This is a genomic window from Pseudoalteromonas sp. Isolate3 (assembly GCF_022398505.1).
GTDB classification, from domain to species: Bacteria; Pseudomonadota; Gammaproteobacteria; order Enterobacterales; family Alteromonadaceae; genus Pseudoalteromonas; species Pseudoalteromonas apostichopi.
Genome location: NZ_JAKEVN010000043.1, coordinates 1 through 18,771, shown reverse-complemented (window position 1 = coordinate 18,771; position 18,771 = coordinate 1). Strand labels below are relative to the sequence as shown.

12 protein-coding genes are annotated in these 18,771 nt (G+C 40.9%); 3 read left to right on the top strand and 9 right to left on the bottom strand.

From position 1 onward, the window contains the following. Positions 1–238 precede the first annotated feature (238 nt). Both L1D46_RS10455 and pmbA read right to left on the bottom strand, forming a co-directional pair. A complete protein-coding gene (locus L1D46_RS10455; protein ID WP_130050510.1) occupies positions 239–655 on the bottom strand; it encodes a VOC family protein in 417 nt (138 codons plus the stop codon). A gap of 129 nt (positions 656–784) precedes the next feature. Beyond that, on the bottom strand, positions 785–2,122 hold the full coding sequence (gene pmbA, locus L1D46_RS10450) for a metalloprotease PmbA (RefSeq protein ID WP_130050509.1): 1,338 nt from the start codon (positions 2,120–2,122) through the stop codon (positions 785–787). Positions 2,123–2,259: 137 nt separating this feature from the next. Between pmbA and yjgA the strand changes: the two genes are divergently transcribed. Then, positions 2,260–2,781: a ribosome biogenesis factor YjgA gene (gene yjgA, locus L1D46_RS10445; RefSeq protein WP_130050508.1), complete on the top strand. Its 522-nt coding sequence runs from the start codon at positions 2,260–2,262 to the stop codon at positions 2,779–2,781. A 289-nt stretch (positions 2,782–3,070) separates the two neighbouring features. Here the strand turns inward: yjgA and L1D46_RS10440 are convergent, their stop codons facing one another. The 5 genes from L1D46_RS10440 to L1D46_RS10420 all read right to left on the bottom strand — a co-directional run bounded on the left by L1D46_RS10440 (position 3,071) and on the right by L1D46_RS10420 (position 10,955). Further along, positions 3,071–3,523: a transposase gene (locus tag L1D46_RS10440; protein WP_167658640.1), complete on the bottom strand. Its 453-nt coding sequence runs from the start codon at positions 3,521–3,523 to the stop codon at positions 3,071–3,073. A gap of 197 nt (positions 3,524–3,720) precedes the next feature. Next, complete coding sequence (locus L1D46_RS10435; protein ID WP_239977523.1) at positions 3,721–5,793, bottom strand: M13-type metalloendopeptidase; 2,073 nt, start codon at positions 5,791–5,793, stop codon at positions 3,721–3,723. 644 nt (positions 5,794–6,437) lie between these two features. After that, complete coding sequence (gene mutT / locus L1D46_RS10430; RefSeq protein ID WP_239977522.1) at positions 6,438–6,839, bottom strand: 8-oxo-dGTP diphosphatase MutT; 402 nt, start codon at positions 6,837–6,839, stop codon at positions 6,438–6,440. A gap of 62 nt (positions 6,840–6,901) precedes the next feature. Next, on the bottom strand, positions 6,902–9,610 hold the full coding sequence (secA, locus tag L1D46_RS10425; RefSeq protein WP_239977521.1) for a preprotein translocase subunit SecA: 2,709 nt from the start codon (positions 9,608–9,610) through the stop codon (positions 6,902–6,904). A gap of 871 nt (positions 9,611–10,481) precedes the next feature. Next, the gene (locus L1D46_RS10420) at positions 10,482–10,955 is read right to left on the bottom strand and encodes a DUF721 domain-containing protein (protein ID WP_055022438.1); all 474 of its coding nucleotides are present in this window, start codon (positions 10,953–10,955) and stop codon (positions 10,482–10,484) included. A gap of 786 nt (positions 10,956–11,741) precedes the next feature. Between L1D46_RS10420 and L1D46_RS10415 the strand changes: the two genes are divergently transcribed. Next, the gene (locus L1D46_RS10415) at positions 11,742–12,629 is read left to right on the top strand and encodes an NTP transferase domain-containing protein (protein WP_239977520.1); all 888 of its coding nucleotides are present in this window, start codon (positions 11,742–11,744) and stop codon (positions 12,627–12,629) included. Between the two features lie 40 nt (positions 12,630–12,669). Beyond that, positions 12,670–13,749: an aminoglycoside phosphotransferase family protein gene (locus tag L1D46_RS10410; protein ID WP_239977519.1), complete on the top strand. Its 1,080-nt coding sequence runs from the start codon at positions 12,670–12,672 to the stop codon at positions 13,747–13,749. Between the two features lie 974 nt (positions 13,750–14,723). Here L1D46_RS10410 and L1D46_RS10405 read toward each other — a convergent pair. After that, positions 14,724–16,322, bottom strand: coding sequence for a hypothetical protein (locus L1D46_RS10405; RefSeq protein ID WP_239977518.1), 1,599 nt, complete (start codon positions 16,320–16,322; stop codon positions 14,724–14,726). Between the two features lie 300 nt (positions 16,323–16,622). Next, positions 16,623–18,713 carry a YjbH domain-containing protein gene (locus tag L1D46_RS10400; RefSeq protein WP_239977517.1) on the bottom strand — a complete coding sequence of 697 codons (2,091 nt, stop codon included), beginning with the start codon at positions 18,711–18,713 and terminating at the stop codon, positions 16,623–16,625. Between the last annotated feature and the right edge of the window lie 58 nt (positions 18,714–18,771).

The following is an 18,771-nucleotide window of genomic DNA, read 5'->3' as shown; positions in this document are numbered from 1 at the left end:
AGGTTTTTGCTAGTAGATATAAGCAGGCATTACAAACACTATTCTGGATTACGCATTAAATAACAACATAGCGCGAAATAAATTTCACGCCTATATCAAACGTAGGAGTACGCCGTCTGACAAAATTAACGAAGGGTATTCGTGCAATAGGAGGAGTTCATATAAACGGCTATAGCCATGCAAAGCATTCTCTTTTTCAGCACTGAAGAACCTCCTACGACGTATTTAGCTTAAAGCTTCAAAGCTCATTATTCCTTTCGCTTGGGATATCGCTGAAATACTCGACAAATTCCACCTCGAAACCTGCAGGGTCAATGAAATATACATTTTTACGATAAGGGTTGTCTGGGCCGTGCTTATCAATCTCATAACCGGCTGAAACAAGACGTTCAATGACAGCATTAATATCGTTTGTCACGTAAGCAAAATGGGCAAGGCCAACTTGATGTCCTGCTAAATCACGGTTTTCAGCTTCACCGTTATCGCTTAATGCTAGATACTGGTAATCATCACCAAAGTGCAACCATTTACGCGGTTTGCCAGACCACTTGCTATCGCCTTGGCTACGCACACGCCAGTGCGGGAATGCCGCTTTATAAAAGTGCAGCATGGCATCAACATTACTAACAACAAGGTTTACGTGTTCTAAATACATGGTAGTTTTCCTTTTTATTTTTAAACTACCACTAAGATAAAACCTCAAGTTAAGTTTAGGTAAAGCACTTTTTTAAATAAAAAAGCCCCACTAAAGTGAGGCTTTTAAAAATGATTTGTTATTTATGAATTAACTACCAGCAACTTGCATTTGTTCAATCAATACAGAGCCTGTTTGAATACCGCCACGACGCTCGATGTCACCACCTAAGCCAACTACCGCTTTAAACATATCTTTTAAGTTACCAGCAATCGTGATCTCACTCACTGGATATTGGATTTCGCCATTCTCGACCCAGAAACCAGCCGCGCCACGCGAGTAATCACCAGTTACGGTATTTACACCTTGACCCATAAGTTCAGTTACTAATAAACCTGTCCCCATGGTTTTTAATAATGCTTTTAAGTCAGCATGAGTTTGCTCAACTAGCCAGTTATGAATACCACCAGCATGACCCGTTGGTGCCATAGACAGTTTGCGTGCTGCGTAGCTTGCTAAAAGGTAAGTTTGCAGCTCACCACCTTGAATAATTTCACGGTCTACAGTTTTTAAACCCTCAGCATCAAACGGTGAAGACGCTAAGCCTTTTAATAAATGTGGGCGCTCAGAGATATTCACACAGTCACTGAATACTTTTGTGCCTAAGCTATCAAGTAAAAAGCTTGATTTACGATAAAGCGCTCCACCACCAATCGCCGACACTAAGTGGCCAAATAATGAATTAGCAATATCTGCTCTGAAGATCACAGGCACTTTCATGGTTCCAAGCTTTTGGCTATTAAGCTTAGCCAGAGTTTCTGTTGCCGCTTCTAGGCCTACCTTTGCAGCGTCATTCAAATCATCTTTATGACGCGCTACGGTATAAGCCGAGTCGCGCTGCATTTGCTCGCCTTCTTTACCAATCACCATAGTGCTAATGCTATGACGAGTGCGTGGGTAACCTGCAATCATACCATGGCTGTTACCATAAACACGTAAACCTTGGTGAGAAGAAAAACTCGCACCATCCGAATTTACAATGCGCTCATCGGCATTCAGCGCAGCTTGCTCTGCTTGATGGCAAAGCTCAATACCTTGCTCTGGGCTTACCTCCCACGGGTGGTATAAATCTAAATCTTGCGGTGCAAACTCAAGCAACTCTTTATCAGCGATGCCATTAAATGGGTCGTCAGAAGTGAACTTAGCAATATCAATGGCTTTTTCTACCACCGTACGTAATGTTTTAGGGTTTAAATCGGCTGTAGATGCAGAGCCTTTGTTATTACCGACATAAACACTGATACCTAAGCCACCATCTTGGTTAAACTCTATTGTTTCAACTTCGCCCATGCGCGTGCTGACAGACAAACCTGAAGTACTCGACATTGCCGCTTCAGCCGCAGTAGCACCTAACTTTTTTGCATGCTCCAGTACTTCGCTTACCGCGTCTTTCACTTCAGAAATGTGTTGATAAATAGGATCTTTCATCTTGTGTGTCCTAGGTTCTGATATTTTTTATAGTGTAGCGAATGCTAACACACTGAGAGACGTGCATCAGCTAATATTAATCATTAACTAAATGACGTATAATAGTGAATAGTTAAGTTTACTGAATGAGCATCCTTATGGCGAAGAAGAAAAAGCCACTAATTGAAGAAGAAATTATTTACGTATCAAAAAGCGAATTAAAACGTGAAGCCATGCAATATCATGGTTTGGGTGCTGAAATCGCAAAAATGCCGAAAAAGCAACGCGATCGTTTGCCACTCAATCATGAATTAAAAGAAGCGTTAGTTGTTTCGGATAAAGTCAGTGATAAAAGTGATGCTTATCGTCGTAACTTAAACTACATCGCAAAAGTATTACGTACAACAGAAAACGTTGATGAAATCCAAGCAATGATCGACATCATGCTTAACAAAAACAATCAAGCCGATGTTTTGATGAACAAAATCGAAACTCTGCGCGACAATCTGATCAAACAAGGTGATGAGTTGATCAATTCAACAATTGATCAATACCCTGCTCTTGAGCGCCAAAAAATGCGCCAATTAGTGCGTAGCGCCGCAAAAGAAGTGAAAGCAGAAAAGCCTGCCAAAGGTTACAAAGAGTTATTCCAGTATCTTAAAGATGCGATTATGGTTTAATTTGTATGCAGAAAGCCGCTTAATGAAAGTTATGCGGCTTTTTAAAATAACTCCGACAACCCCGTAGGAACAGCTTTAGCCGTGAATATCGCGTACAACAATCACCTAACATTTCAGTGTTAAAACACCTCCTACAACACCATCAACAAACAACAACTCCAAACAATTTCTCGCATCTCTTAGGAACGGCTTTAGCCGTGAATATCGCTTACAACAATCACCTAAATATTTCTGCGTTAAAACACCTCCTACAACCCCGTAGGAACGGCTTTAGCCGTGAATAATTTACCTATAAATAGATACAATCCCAAAAAGGATAATCACGCACACTTTTAACAATTCCAGCCCTCAATGGGTTTGCGATGATGTACCTCGATACTCCAAGTAAATGTTTTTCACTCCTTATTAAAGAATCATAATATCCTGGCTGCCAAATTTTTCGTTTAGAACATAATGACTTGTTTATGAGATATGAACTCTTCCCTTTAACCTCTTGAATCAATCGAGCTAAAGGTACTTTACCTTGTAATTGAAATAACCAATGTAGGTGATCAGGCATTACCACAAAGCAAATAGTTTTAGCTTTAATATCTTCTATAGACCTTAGAGTGTTAATTAAAACTCGTGCATTATTAAAGTCAGAGAAATAACAGTTTCTATCAAGCGTTGAAGTGGTGACAGAGTAATAATGAAATGGGATTGATACCCTATGCTTTCTTAGATTTTGATAATGTGCGGTCATCCATAACCCTCCATTTATTATCTTAAATCTAGACAAATACGAATCAGAATCAAGTTAAATCCTAGTAGTAACGGCTTTAGCCGTGAAAAAGATAAACATGTTCAGTGTTAAAACGACCCTACGTCAAAAGCTGACAGCTACTAAAACAAAAAAGGCTCTGAGCGTTCACTCAGAGCCTTTTTTAAATCGATAATCAATTACCAAATTTTTACGCGATCTTCTGGTTTGATATACATCTTGTCACCTTCTTTCACATCAAATGCCTGATAAAACTCTGGCATGTTTGAAAGAATACCGATTACACGGTAATGGCTTGGTGAATGAGGGTCTGTCATTAGACGGTTACGTAACTCTTCGTCACGATATTTACGACGCCAAATCTGCGACCAACCCATGAAGAAACGTTGATCACCTGTGTAACCATCAATGATAGGTGCTTTTTCATCACCAAGTGATAACTGGTAAGCAGTATAAGCAACGGTTAAGCCACCTAAGTCACCAATGTTTTCACCTAATGTAAGCTGACCATTTACGCTTGCATCTTCAAATGGTTTGTACTCATTATATTGAGCAACTAGCTGACCTGTACGCTCTTCAAACTGTTTAAGGTCTGATTCGCTCCACCAGTTACGTAAGTTACCGTCACCATCGTACTTCGCACCTTGGTCATCAAAACCGTGACCTAATTCGTGGCCGATTACCGCACCGATTGCACCGTAGTTAACAGCATCATCAGCTTCTAGATTGAAGAATGGCGGTTGTAAGATAGCCGCTGGGAATACGATTTCGTTGTTCACAGGGTTGTAGTAAGCGTTTACTGTTTGTGGTGTCATGTGCCACTCAGAACGGTCAACTGGCTTACCTAGTTTTGCAGTCATGTCTGCATATTCCCACTCGCTGTGGCGAATGTAGTTACCGACTAAGTCGTCACCTTTAACTTCAAGTGCTGAGTAGTCTTTCCATTTATCTGGGTAACCGATTTTTGGCGTGAACTTATCAAGCTTCTCTTTAGCCGCAATTTTTGTTTCTGGGCTCATCCACTCAAGGTTTTCAATCGCAACTGCGTAACCTTTGATTACGTTATCAACTAACTCTTCCATGCGTGCTTTCGCTTCAGGTGGGAAGTTGTCTTTCACGTATACTTTACCAAGTATTTCACCTAACACACCGTTTGATGCATCAACTGCTTTTTTCCAAAGTGGTGATTGCTCTGTTACACCGCGCAGTGTTGTGCTGTAGAAATCAAAGTTAAGGTCTACTAACTCTTTATCTAAAAGGCCTGCATAGTTACTAACAAAGTGGAACTTAAGGTAGTTCTGCCAAGTAGCTAAGTCTGTATCGCTGTAAATACCCGCGAACTTTTCTAGGTAGCTAGGCTGGCGAATAATTACGTCTTCTGTTTTGATACCAGACGCATCAAGATAAGCAGCAAAGTCGAAGTCACCTGTCAGTTTGTTCGCATCAGCAACGCTCATCTTGTTGTAAGACTTAGTTGCATCACGGCTTTCAACACGGCTCCACTGCGCCTCGGCAATACTTGTTTCAAGATCAATAATAGCTTTAGCCGCAGATTCTGCATCAGCTACACCCGCTTTGCTTAAGATAGCTGTTACATATTCTTGATAAGCTTCACGAATTTTTGTGAATTTCTCGTCATCTTTTAAGTAGTAATCACGATCTGGTAAACCTAAACCTGATTGATAAACATACATCGCGTTTTCGCTAGAGTTTTTCGCATCGTTGTTTACGTACCAACCAAAAGGTAAGCTACCGCCTTTAATGCGAAGCTCAGCCATTAAAGCAACAAGAGCAGATTTGTTTTTTACTGCATCAACACTTTCAAGAACTGGCGATAATGGTTTGATGCCTGCCGCTTCACGACCCGCTTCATCCATATAGCTGTTATAGAATGCAGCTAATTTAGCTTCATCAGAGCCCGGCTTAACATTTTTGTTTGCCGCTGCTTTTTCTAGCACTTCTTTCATCGCTTTTTGCGAATCATCGTAAAGCTGAGTAAATGAACCGTAGTTTGATTTATCACCTGGAATTTCAGTTTTCTCTAACCATTCGCCGTTTACGTGATAGTAAAAGTCATCTTGTGCGCGAACAGACTTGTCCATGTTCGCAAGTTCAATACCTGAATTTAAAGGTGCTTTTGCTTCAGTTACGGCCGCAGTTGCTGGTGCTTTAGTTTCTTGTTCTTTTTCACCACAACCAACAAGACCGAGCGCAAGTGCGATACTTGCCGCGGTAAGTGTTACTTTTTTCATGGGAGTCCCGTACTAATTATTTTTGAAGTATTTATCGAAAAACTAGTAAACATAATTAATCATTAGTTTTTCGCTTCCCCCATAATAAACCTCTCGCGCTAAACAATAAAACCTAATATGTAACAATTCTTATCAAAACAAGGTGAGCCGCATTTTTGAGCGGTGGGAGGGGAAAATAAACAGTAAGTGAGCATTGTAGGCGCGATTTTATATCGCAAAGTGCTCTTAATACTCACAAAGAGGATAAGAGACGCTCCGCTTAAGAGAATTTGTCTTTTGGCTTGCTCATTACCTTCTCATTCACTTCTCTTTGTGAAAAACTTATTTGAACCACAGAGAACACCGAGGCGCTGCGCGCTACACAGAGAAACCAATATTTAAAAGAGGTTTGGTCTCTCCTTCTCTTCCTCTATGTTCTCTATGTACTCTGTGGTCAGAAAAAGTTAAAAACTTAAAAATAGTTATAAATCCTTCGCTTAAAAGAAAACAATATTAAGGTTTCCTCATTCTTTACTCATTCACTTCTCTTTGTGCAATTATTTTCGCGTGAAATAAATTTCACGCCTACATCAAACCGTAGGCGTCACGCTTGCTTGGCGCGTATTACATTAAGCTTCAAACTGACAGCTGAAGGCTGGCGGCTATTACTGCTCAAACCTCTGCTTTATCTTTTCGATAATCTCAACATTGGCAGCTGGGAAGCTGTAGTCATCAAGCTCGTTTAGTGCAACCCATTTGCCTTGTTGGCCTTCTGCGCCATGAGCAATGCCTGAGAAATCATCTACGATGTGCACGTCTAAGCGCACACATTTATCGCCATAGTCGTGCTCAATAACCATCAGCTCTTCACTGCCATTAACCGTTAGGTTTACTTCTTCTAACAGCTCACGCTTTAGCGCTGCAAATACGCTCTCGCCCTGCTCTACTTTACCGCCTGGGAATTCCCATAAGCCGCCTTGGTGTTTGTCATCTGGACGCTTACAAATAAATAACTGCTGATCTTTATAAATAACGCCGACTGCAACATACACTACTTTTTTAGTCATTTGTTGTTTCCTTAATCATAAAAAAAGCGACGCAAGCGTCGCTTTTTATCACCATGTTTTGGTTATTTTAATTTACCGCAACACTGCTTATATTTATTACCTGAACCACATGGGCACGGCTCGTTACGGCCAACTTTAGGCTCTGCACGTTGAGTATCTACTGCGCCTTCTGGTGTTTCGCCACCGATGTGCTCAGCTTCTTCGTGTTGATATTCACGAGGTGCATTTTCGCTACGGCGATGTTGCTCTTCAACTTTCTCAACATCTTCTTCAGCGCGAACTTGTACTTTACTTAAAATACCTACAACGTCGATTTTTAAGTTCTCAAGCATTTCAGAGAATAGCTCGAATGATTCACGCTTGTACTCTTGCTTAGGATTCTTCTGTGCGTAACCACGTAAGTGGATACCTTGACGAAGGTGGTCCATCGCTGCCAAGTGATCTTTCCAATGTTGGTCTAGGCTTTGTAGCATAATCGCTTTTTCGAATTGACGTAGTACAGACTCGCCTACCATTTCTTCTTTTTGCTTGTATGCTTGCTCAACCGCTTGCTCGATACGCTCACGAAGTTTCTCTTCGTATAGCTTGCTATCGTCAGCTAGCCATTGTGAAATTGGCAGCTCAATTAAGAAATCTTGTTTTAAGCGCTCTTCAAGACCTGGGATATCCCACATTTCCGCTAAGCTTTGCGGTGCAATGTATTGGTCAATCGTGCCGTTTAGAACATCGCTGCGAATTGCAGTGATAGTTTCTGAAATATCGCCTTCTTCAAGTAGTTCGTTACGCTGTGAGTAAACAACACGACGTTGGTCATTTGCTACATCATCATACTCAAGTAATTGCTTACGAACGTCGAAGTTACGTGCTTCAACTTTACGTTGTGCGTTTTCGATTGCACGGTTAACCCAAGGGTGTTCAATCGCTTCGCCGCGTTGCATACCTAGTTTACGCATCATGTTAGTCATGCGCTCACCAGCGAAGATACGCATTAGCGCGTCGTCCATTGATAAGTAGAAACGGCTTGAACCCGCATCACCTTGACGACCTGAACGACCACGTAACTGGTTATCGATACGACGAGATTCGTGACGCTCAGTACCAATGATGTGTAGACCACCCGCTTCGATTACCGCATCGTGGCGTTTTTGCCACTCATCTTTAATCGCTTTGATTTGTTCATCCGTTGGGTTTTCTAGCTTTTCAACTTCGCTGTTCCAGTTACCACCTAACACGATATCGGTACCACGACCGGCCATGTTAGTTGCAATGGTTACTGTGCCAGGTAAACCAGCATCGGCAACAATGTCTGCTTCTTGTGCGTGGAACTTAGCATTAAGTACGTTGTGCTTAATTTTTTCTTTGCGTAAGAACTGCGATAAGTACTCAGAACTTTCGATAGAAATAGTACCAACAAGTACCGGTTGACCTCGTTCTTGACAATCTTTGATATCTGCAAGGATTGCTTCGTACTTTTCTTCTTGTGTTAAGTATACAAGGTCAGCACGATCGTCACGGATCATCGGTTTGTTAGTTGGCATTACAACTGTATCTAGACCATAGATAGACTGGAATTCAAACGCTTCAGTGTCTGCAGTACCTGTCATACCCGCTAGCGTGTCGTATAAACGGAAGTAGTTTTGGAATGTGATTGATGCCAGAGTTTGGTTTTCATTTTGAATGCGTACACCTTCTTTAGCTTCAACAGCTTGGTGTAAACCTTCTGACCAACGACGACCTTCCATTGTACGGCCTGTATGCTCATCAACAATGATAACTTCGTTTTCTTTAACAACGTAATCAACGTCTTTTTGATAAAGCTTGTGAGCACGAAGTGCTGCATACACATGGCTTAATAATGTGATGCTTGATGCAGAGTAAAGTGAATCACCTTCTTGGATTAAGCCACGCTCAATCAGTAGCTCTTCAACTTTAATTTGGCCACGTTCAGTTAAGTGAACTTGTTTCGACTTTTCATCGATAGTGAAGTCGCCGTCGCCTTCAACGCCTTCTTCATCTTCTTTTTCTTGTAGCTCAAGTTCTGGCACAATTTTATTAATTTCGATGTAAAGCTCAGAGCTGTCTTCAGCTGGACCTGAGATAATCAGCGGCGTACGCGCTTCATCGATTAGAATTGAATCCACCTCATCCACTACTGCGTAGTAAAGTGGGCGTTGCACACGCTCATCAATGCTAAATGCCATGTTATCGCGAAGATAATCAAAGCCAAATTCGTTATTAGTACCGTAAGTGATGTCAGCAGCGTAAGCTACTTTCTTTTGCTGTGGCATCATGCCAGGTACGTTACAACCGACTGTTAGGCCTAAAAATTCAAATAGTGGGCGGTTAGTTTCGGCGTCACGTTTTGCAAGGTAATCGTTCACGGTAATAACGTGAACACCTTTACCTGTTAAACCACGAAGGTATGCAGGTAATGTTGCTGTTAGTGTTTTACCTTCACCAGTACGCATTTCTGCGATACGGCCTTGATGTAAAACCATACCACCTAGTAGCTGTACGTCGAAGTGACGCATGCCATTTACACGCTTAGATGCTTCACGTACCACAGCAAATGCTTCTGGTAAAATATCATCTAGGCTTTGTCCGTTATCGTAACGCTCTCTAAATTCAGCTGTTTTTGCTTTTAAATCTTCATCAGAAAGCGCTTCTAATTGCTTTTCAAGCGCATTAATTAGAGCGACCGTCTTTCTTAGGTTTTTAATAGTGCGGTCATTGCGACTACCAAAAATCTTGGTAAATAAATTAGATATCATGATAAAACCGTTACAATATGTTCTTTGTTAGCTAGTCATTAGCCAACCCATTTTCTTCAATTGATAATTAATATGCGCTTATGCTCATGATGTAGGGCATATTAATTAACAATTTGTCAGTACGCTGTTTAAAACACCGCTTATTTCGTGCGCTATCATACCAGAGTCTGCGCAACATCAAACCTTCTGTGTGTGAAGATATGGAATTTCGGCAAGAAAATTTAAAAATCAGCCATAATCTTTGATCTAACCCCATAAAAAAGGTGAAAACAAGACCACTGAGTAGATATGGCGACAATCGAAATAAAATCAAGATCAGCGAAGAAAAAAGGCGATTAGAGTGACGAAATTCGATTTTGTAAATGTAGGTAGTCATTTATGGCGACAATATATTATATCCTTCACCAATGACGTGCTAAAGCACGACCTACTTGCTCAGTCTGCGAAAAAATATTTGAACCATAGAGAACACAGAGGCGCTTCGCGCTACATAGAGAAACCAAATTATCACAAAGAGATAAAGAGACGCTTCGCTGAAGAGGAGTAAAAATAATCTCGTGGTCTCCTCATTCTCTTCTCATTCACTTCTCTTTGTGCAAAAACATATTGAACCACAGAGCACACCGAGGCGCTGCGCGCTACATAGAGAAAACAATATTTAAAAGAGGTTTGGCCTCTCCTTCTCTTCCTCTGTGCTCTCTATGCCCTCTGTGGTTCAATCAAGCTCTCCGCGCGAAATAAATTTCACGCCTACATCAAACGTAGGCGTCACGCTTGCTTGGCGCGTCTTAATTAAGCACCAAGCCTACAAATTAATACAGAACACGCAAACCACACCGTTCGGCTCAAAATTGACAGCTGACGGCTTTATTTACTTCTTCCGCCCATGTTGCGCTAAGCGCTCTAATTTGGCTTTTAAAGATGGCGGGGCGTCTGCGGCGATGGCGCTGAGGTAATCAGCAGTTTGCTCGCTCATTTGACGTTTAGAAACAGGCTTTTGCTCTGGCTTATTTGTTGCCGATAAACGCTGTGTTGCTTGTGGATTAGCGGTAATTTTAATTTGCCCAAGCTCAACCATGCCAGCGGCACGAAAATGCGAAAGCATATCCATTTTTAAGTAATTTAAGCGAAGTGCAATCGGTGCAGAAACCGCTTCTATCATCAAAGTACCATCACGGTAATTACTTACTCGGCATTTTTTTGAAAGCGTTTCACCTAAAAAGTCATCAAGAATAGTTTGTTGAGAAGACAAGCCTTGGGTTTTACCAGCATAAGATGCTAAGCGACCACTCAAGCCCGCCATAATATCGCCAACAGCCTTTGGCGCGTATCTATCTTTTGCCATTAATCTTCTACCTAAAAGGGTTAATCACCACAAAGAGAATATACCACCTACGTAAATATGAAGCTATTAGGTTTGAGAGACGAGGGGTAAGTTACAAGTTACAAGTTACAAGTTACAAGTTACAAGTTACAAGTTACAACGATTGAAGGTGTCACCCTTACTTGGCAAGCCTAATTTATGGTTTAAACCAATTACTCACAAAGAGGTTAAGAGACGCTGCGCTTCAGAGGAAGTAAAAATAATCTCGTGGTTTCCTCATTCTCTTCTCATTCACTTCTCTTTGTGCAAAAACATATTGAACCACAGAGCACACCGAGGCGCTGCGCGCTACATAGAGAAAACAAATTATTACAAAGAGGTTATGAGACGCTGCGCTTCAGAGGAAGTAAAAATAATCTCGTGGTTTCCTCATTCTCTTCTCATTCACTTCTCTTTGTGCAAAAACATATTGAACCACAGAGCACACCGAGGCACTGCGCGCTACATAGAGAAAACAATATTTAAAAGAGGTTTGGCCTCTCCTTCTCTTCCTCTGTGCTCTCTATGCCCTCTGTGGTTCAATCAAGCTCTCCGCGCGAAATAAATTTCGCGCCTACATCAAACCGTAGGCGTCACGCTTGCTTGGCGCGTCTTGCATTTAGTACCAAGCCTGCAAATCAACACAGAACCAACAAACAACACCGCTCGACTTAAAACTTATGAATTAAAGCTTAAAGCTCCCTTCCTCTTCCTCCTGCGTGATTGTTTCTGGTACACTTTTCCTTTGTTTTTTATTTAACATGCGCGATGACTCAACACTCTCTTACTTTAATCGTATTGGCTGGCGGGCTGGGTAGCCGCTTTGGCGGAAACAAACAAATTGCCGAAATTCCGGGGCTGGGCTGTACCATTATGGAGCTTAGTATTCAGGATGCGGTTAAAGCAGGTGTGAGCCAAGCGGTGATCATCATTAATAAAAAAATTCGTGCTGAGTTTGAGGCAACAATTTTACCGCGCCTGCCTGAATCGCTTGAAGTAATTCTAGTTGAGCAAGCAATTAGCTCAGTGCCAAATGGTTATGAACACTTAGCCGCTGAACGCCAAAAGCCGTGGGGCACAGGCCATGCTTTACTTTGCGCAAAACCCTATGTGAATAACCCTGCTATTGTCATTACTGCCGATGATTATTATGGCGAGTCTTCTTTTACTATTCTTAGCGAACACTTCAAACAGCATAGTAACTGGGCGATGGTAGGTTATCCGATAAAAGACACTCTTTCAGCACAAGGTGGTGTAAATCGTGGTGTATGCTCTGTTGATAGCCACCAGCATTTGACTGATGTGGTCGAGTACCTAGATATTAAACTCGAAAATAATGTTTTAAAGGGTAACAATCCACATGATGAAAGGTTAGCAATAGCTGACGATTCACTTGGCTCAATGAGCTTTTGGGGAATAACACCAAGTTTATTTAAAGACTTAGAAAAAGGCTTTATTGAGTTTTTAGAAAATACTGACAACGGTGTCATTAAAGAGTACTATTTACCCAATGAGATACAACTCGCGATTAAATATAACCGCCAAGCTGTAACCGTTTATACTGCAAAAGAGCCATGGTATGGCGTGACCTACAAAGCTGAATTGGATGCAATAGCACACACTTTATGTCAGTTACGTCAAAAACAAAACGATTAGCCCTCGCCTCTTCTTGCAAAAAATAAGTAATGGAAAATTAATGAAGTCGAATCCTGTTGCAACTTATCTTTCTGAGCACTTTGGCTTAGGTACAGATAACGTAACGCTAAAGCCAATTGGCAATGGCCACATCAACACAACCATGTTGCTTAAAGCTGAAGAAAACGCTTTAGTTGTGCAAAAATTAAATACCGATGTGTTCCCTAATCCTGAGCACCTAGTTGAAAATGCACGGCTAATTGAGCAACACCTAAGCGAAAAGCTTAGCAATGGTGAATATAACCTCGAAATTATTCGACATATTCCAACTCTCGAAAATGACTTTTTAGTTGAATGCGATCAAGGTGTTTGGCGTGCACTCGAATTTATTGGCGGCAGTTATAGTGAAGATGTTGTAGCAACTATCTCGCAAGCACAAACTGCAGCCAATGCATTTGGCCAATTCGCACTGGCTTTACAAGATTTTCAGGCTGAACAGCTACATCATGTGATCCCTGATTTTCATAATTTAGCGATGCGCTTTGATGCCTTTAAAAAGGTGCTCGAAAAAGATCCTGTAAATCGTGTAGCACTTTGCCAAGACGACATCGACTTTTGTTTAGCTCAGCAATCTCTTGTTGAAGAGCTAAAACAGCTTGAAGGTAACATTCCTTTAAGACCATGCCATAACGATACAAAAATCAATAACATGCTGTTTTGCACACAGTCAGATGATGCAAAAGCAGTTATCGACCTAGATACCTGTATGCCAGGTTATTGGCTATTTGATTTTGGCGACATGGTGCGCACCTTCTGCTCACCTGAGCAAGAAGATTCAACCAACTTAAGCAATGTACGTGTTCGTGAAGAGATCTTTGCTGCCATCGTTAAAGGGTATGTCGAGCCACTAAAAGATGTGATCACCGACGCCGAAAAAGAAAGCTTTTGGTTAGGCACCAAGGTCATGACCTTTATGATTGGCCTGCGCTTTTTAACAGACTTTATTGATGGCGATAATTACTTTGCCACCAAACATGCAAACCATAACCTTGAGCGCGCCCGCAACCAGTTTGCTCTATATCGCGATATTCTTGAAAAAGAGCACACGTTAAAAGCGATTTTAGATATAAACAAGGGCTAGGTTTTATATATTCACAAAGAGGATAAGAGGCGCTTCGTTTTAGAGAAAAACAATTTGGTTGTTATTGTCTTCTCGTTCTTTCCTCATTCACTTCTCTTTCTGCAATTATTTTCGCGCGAAATAAATTTCACGCCTACATCCACCGTAGGCGTTACGCTTGCTTGGCGCGCCTTACATTCAGCACCAAGCCTGCAAATTAATAACGAACCCACAAACAATGTCACTCGGCTAAAAACTGACAGCTGATGGCTCTTTAAACATATTTGAACCATAGAGTACACAGAGGCGCTTCGCGCTACACAGAAAAAACCAAATTGTCACAAAGAGGACAAGAGACGCTTCGCTGAAGAGGAATAAATTAAGATGTTTTTGGTTTACTTATTCACTTCTCTTTGTGCAAATATTTTCGGCACTAAAGTACCTCCTACGAGGTAGGCTTTTGTCAAAGCCCTACAAATAAAACCGTTCGGCTACAAACTGACAGCTGAAAGCTGATGGCTAGTCTTTCTCTTTGTGCAAAACATAACGCGCGAAATAAATTTCACGCCTACAACAATACGTAGGAACGGCTTTAGCCGTGAATTACTCTAAACACTTCGTCACTAAAGTACCTCCTACGTGTAAGCCTACAAACCACACCGTTCGGCTTCAAACTGACAGCTGAAAGCTGACGGCTCGTGATTCACTTCTCTTTGTGCAAAAAAGATCTTACGCGCGAAATAAATTTCACGCCTACATTAAAACGTGGGAACGGCTTTAGCCGTGAATAAAATAAAGATGTTCGGCGTTAAAACGCCTCCTACATCGTAGGAGTCACGCTTGCTTGGCTCGGATGGCATTTACCACAATAGCAGTAAACAAACACATCGCAATTCAGCCTGACGGCTGACGGCTACTATAATCCAGACAAAAAAAAGCCGCTTAAAGCGGCTTTTTATTTAGGGATTAAACCCTGAGTATTACTAACAAATATATTAGCTACCAGTTACTGTTTCACAAACTGCAGATAATGCGATTGACTCAGCAGTACCGTCAGCAGTAATAGTTGTAGTTGCAGTAGAACCACCTGTAGACAGTGGGATACGTGCATTAACAGTTACATTATAAGTGCTACCTTCAACAAGGTCAGCTAGTGAGAATGTACCACCTGAACCTGAAGCAACAACTTTCTTCTTGTTAGCTAAGCTATACTTAACTAGAGCACCGCTCATATCGATTGTTTGAGTAGAATCGTTAGAACATGCAGCCGTTACAGTGAAATCTTCTGAAGTGTAAGTTACTGGATTAGCTAGTACTACAGGTACCTCACCACATACATCAACTTCGCCGTTAGATTCAAACCAAACTTGACCGTTACCGTCAGTTACAGTTACAGATGCAGTTGCACTAGAAGAAATACCTTCTTTCTTAGCTTGACCCGAAGTGACTACAATATTATTTGAGCTGTTTGAGCTAATTTTACTAGTGTAGCTTGCATCAGAAGAATCTAGAGAAACAGTTAAGCCTTTAGCTGGAACATCATCACCACTAACTGCTACTGAGATACCCGAACTACAAACATCTACCGGTGCAGTTGAAGCAAAGAATGTTAAGTGGCTTGTTTGGAAGCTACCAGTGTAAGTACCTGAAGTTGCATTAAGAGCACCTACAGTTACCATGTTAGTTTCTGACTGCCATAAACCCGTGTCTTCGTTATGAGACTTAAGACCTAGCATATCGCCAGTTTGAATAGCTTCACCATTGATCATAGTGTCAGATGGAATAGCCATTGAAACAGTGATAGGGTCAGAGAATTTCTTAATTTTCTTACCTTCGCTGTTTGTCATTGTAACATTAGCAACACCAACAGCTTTAACTGTTGTTTCTGCATCAGCGTCATTAATATTTGCTGGTACAATAGATTGTGCTGCAGAAGATGTAGCATCAGCGCCTGTTACGTTTAATGAAATTTCACCAGATACAGGTTCTTCATTTTCATCAAGTAAAATAACACCCGCTGGTACAGTTGCAGACGCACTTGAAGCGCCTTCTTCAGTAGCTGCTTCGATTGGTGCAGAAGTAGTACCACCCGCTTCAACTGTAGCTTCAACTACAGTATCAGCAATACCTTCAGCAGTTTTTGATGTTAGAGCTAAAACTTGGTCAATTGAAGTTTCGCCTTCTTCAGCCACTAGGCTAACTGCGAATGTTTTACCAACATAACCATCTGCAGTTACGTTTACAGTTACTTCTTCAAGTGTTGCACCGTCTTTAACGGTGAAAGTAACACTACCGTCTTCAGTTGTAGTAGTTGTTAACGCTTCACCATCAACATCAACGATGTTACTAGATACAACACCGTCTTCTAAAAATGTTACGGTAGCATCAACCACATCAGTTGTAGCAGAATCAATAACACTAGTGTTAACAACTAGGCCTAGTTCAGCAGGCGCTTCAGGTGGAACAATGACGGTTACAGGTGGATCTACCGGATCAGGTACGACCTCATTTTTGTCGTCATCACTCGAACAGCCTGAAAGAGCAAAAACAGATGCTACAGACATTGCTAGTAGCGTTTTTTTGTTAGTAAACATAGGGAGTCCTTTTATTCCTTTTTTAAATAAACGTATCAAATAAGGTCGATTAATAATGAAAAGTTATTAGCCCGACTCTAATCTAAGAGTTATTAGGTAACAACTTTACACAGCTACCTAGTAGGTTAAATAACAATCACAACATTTGCAACAGTCATTTCGCATATTGAGCCTTTATTTTTCAATAAAAAGGCTCAATATGAATTATAGGTAATATTTACAATCCATCAATTATGATTACAAAAAATAATTTCATTCTCTGTGCATTCAAATTAACAGAAAAAAACATAGATAAATTGGTTACTTATATTCTAGGTATACATCTCGCAAGCGGCTAAAGTTAGCATACACATAAGCTTTTGATAAACGACCTTGATTTAAGAACTTGCGGTCTAAGCTTATATTATTAAATGGCGTGTACGCACGGTTAAATACTACATTATTATGAGATTGACCCACTTGAGTATCAATTACGTGACGCCATGCTTGGTTACCTTTAACTTGGCCATAGCGGCTCACACTCATGTCTTTTCTTGGTGTAAGCGGGATGCTAAAAGCAAAGCCAATTTTTTTCACGCTCGTGTCTTGCGCATAAACTGCAAGATAACTATCGCCAAACCAAAAGCGGCTTTCAACTTTAAAACCAGAGTCGTCATAAAAGTAATTACCAGCCTCAGCATGCAAGGTAATGTCTTGTTCAACCCAATTAAACTGGTAAGAAACTACCTGAATATCTTTGTGTGCATCATAATCTTGATAATCGAAATACCCTATATTGGCACTCACTTTATGTCGGCCTTCAGGGCTTAACCAAGTTGTTTCGTTTTGAATACCCATATAGTCTTGGTAATCTTTAAAATAACCAATTTGGGTTTGGTTATAAATACCGTAAGGCAATGCAAATGTTTGATAAAGTGTTGCTCTGTCGAACTCTGACTCTTCGCGATAATATCTAAACGGTGCATCTTTTTCGTAGTCATCACTATCGGCTACGTGCACTTGGCCACCAAAATTAAGCCCAGCTCCCTGCCATAATGGCACATCAACGTCTGCACGCACCGCAAATGAAAAGTCATATACGCCAAGTTCTGTCGCATAGTTATTTCTAAGCACAGGGCTTAGTGACACTCTTGGTTTAAAATAAGGCGTACTTGTATTCATTAAACCAACCCAAGTTAATGCTCTTGGCAACGGCATTGAGCCTTGAAAAACAATTACTTCTGGGTGTTTTTTCGCAAGAATAAATTCGCGATATTCGTCTACATTACCTTTTAAGCTAAGCTGAGGAATATCTTGCTTAGACATCATTACATTAAACTCAGCACCTTCGCTGGTTACATATTGAGAAATGCGCCCAAGCACAAGGCCTATAGCATCAAGGTCGTTACGGTTAAATACTGAGTTTTCAAATTTTACTGCAATTTGCTTATCACTGTTAAAACCGACTTGCACACTTTCGAAGCCATCTTTAACCAAAGCATGCTTTAAAGTAGCTGCTTGTTTGGTCATTTCTTTATTGCTTTCGAAATAACGGTGTGCATTAGGGTCTTTAATGGTTACAGGTTCTTTATTAGCCTTTAGTTTAAAGTATGCTAATTCGTCACTTTCTGATAAAACGGGTTCTGGCGCACTTTCAATAGCCTCATATTCAGGTTTTGTGAATAAAGGCATTTTAAAATTAACGCCCCATGAAGTGTCTTCTTCACTGTAGTCTGTATTGCTATAAAAACGGCTAGTGAATGTTAATTCACCTATATCATATAGCCACTTTTTAGGGACCGTAACTTTTGCTGCGGCATTAAAAGCATCGGCGTCATGTTCAGCTTGTAGTGCAAACCAGTCAAATGGTTGCCACTCAACCCCCGCAAACGGGCCATCCATTTGGCCGCTAATACGGTCACTTACAGCGTAACCTGCTGAGAACCTAAAATCCCATAATTCTTTAGAGGCAACTGCATAATAGGTTTCGTAGTTATTTGCTGCACCGCCGATATCTTTTGCACCAATTGCAACAGTAAACCACTCTTTAGGTATATAAGGTAATTGATACTTAGCATTAAATGATAAATCGCGCAGTTGACCACTGCCTTCAGTATAAAACAAATTGTCATTCATTGATTCGGCTGCTATTTGGCCACTTACCTCAAGGCCATCAAATAAACCAGCTGAAAAAATAAAATTATGACCATCAACATACTCTTTACCTCTTAGGTCAAGCATATTGTTGTAACCTAGATCAATATGACCAACATCAATAACACTTGCGTTAGGAGTATTAATTAGGCCTGTATAGCCAGTAAAAGATTGATAGTTATTTATTTTTTCTGAAGCTAGCACAGGAGCGCAAAGAGTAGCTAACCCGCTAATGAGTAAAGTGTTCGCCTTTAGCATAACTCGAATCCATGAAGAATTATTAGAATTTTTTGTTAACGCCAATATAGCATTAATT

What these genes read in the sequence shown, in the direction of transcription:
- L1D46_RS10435 (WP_239977523.1), bottom strand. Translation starts at nt 5,793, where the DNA reads ATGAAAAAAGTAACACTTACCGCGGCAAGTATCGCACTTGCGCTCGGT.
- mutT (WP_239977522.1), bottom strand. Translation starts at nt 6,839, where the DNA reads ATGACTAAAAAAGTAGTGTATGTTGCAGTCGGCGTTATTTATAAAGAT.
- L1D46_RS10405 (WP_239977518.1), bottom strand. Translation starts at nt 16,322, where the DNA reads ATGTTTACTAACAAAAAAACGCTACTAGCAATGTCTGTAGCATCTGTT.
- yjgA (WP_130050508.1), top strand. Translation starts at nt 2,260, where the DNA reads ATGGCGAAGAAGAAAAAGCCACTAATTGAAGAAGAAATTATTTACGTA.
- L1D46_RS10440 (WP_167658640.1), bottom strand. Translation starts at nt 3,523, where the DNA reads ATGACCGCACATTATCAAAATCTAAGAAAGCATAGGGTATCAATCCCA.
- L1D46_RS10455 (WP_130050510.1), bottom strand. Translation starts at nt 655, where the DNA reads ATGTATTTAGAACACGTAAACCTTGTTGTTAGTAATGTTGATGCCATG.
- L1D46_RS10420 (WP_055022438.1), bottom strand. Translation starts at nt 10,955, where the DNA reads ATGGCAAAAGATAGATACGCGCCAAAGGCTGTTGGCGATATTATGGCG.
- L1D46_RS10415 (WP_239977520.1), top strand. Translation starts at nt 11,742, where the DNA reads ATGACTCAACACTCTCTTACTTTAATCGTATTGGCTGGCGGGCTGGGT.
- secA (WP_239977521.1), bottom strand. Translation starts at nt 9,610, where the DNA reads ATGATATCTAATTTATTTACCAAGATTTTTGGTAGTCGCAATGACCGC.
- L1D46_RS10410 (WP_239977519.1), top strand. Translation starts at nt 12,670, where the DNA reads ATGAAGTCGAATCCTGTTGCAACTTATCTTTCTGAGCACTTTGGCTTA.
- pmbA (WP_130050509.1), bottom strand. Translation starts at nt 2,122, where the DNA reads ATGAAAGATCCTATTTATCAACACATTTCTGAAGTGAAAGACGCGGTA.
- L1D46_RS10400 (WP_239977517.1), bottom strand. Translation starts at nt 18,713, where the DNA reads ATGCTAAAGGCGAACACTTTACTCATTAGCGGGTTAGCTACTCTTTGC.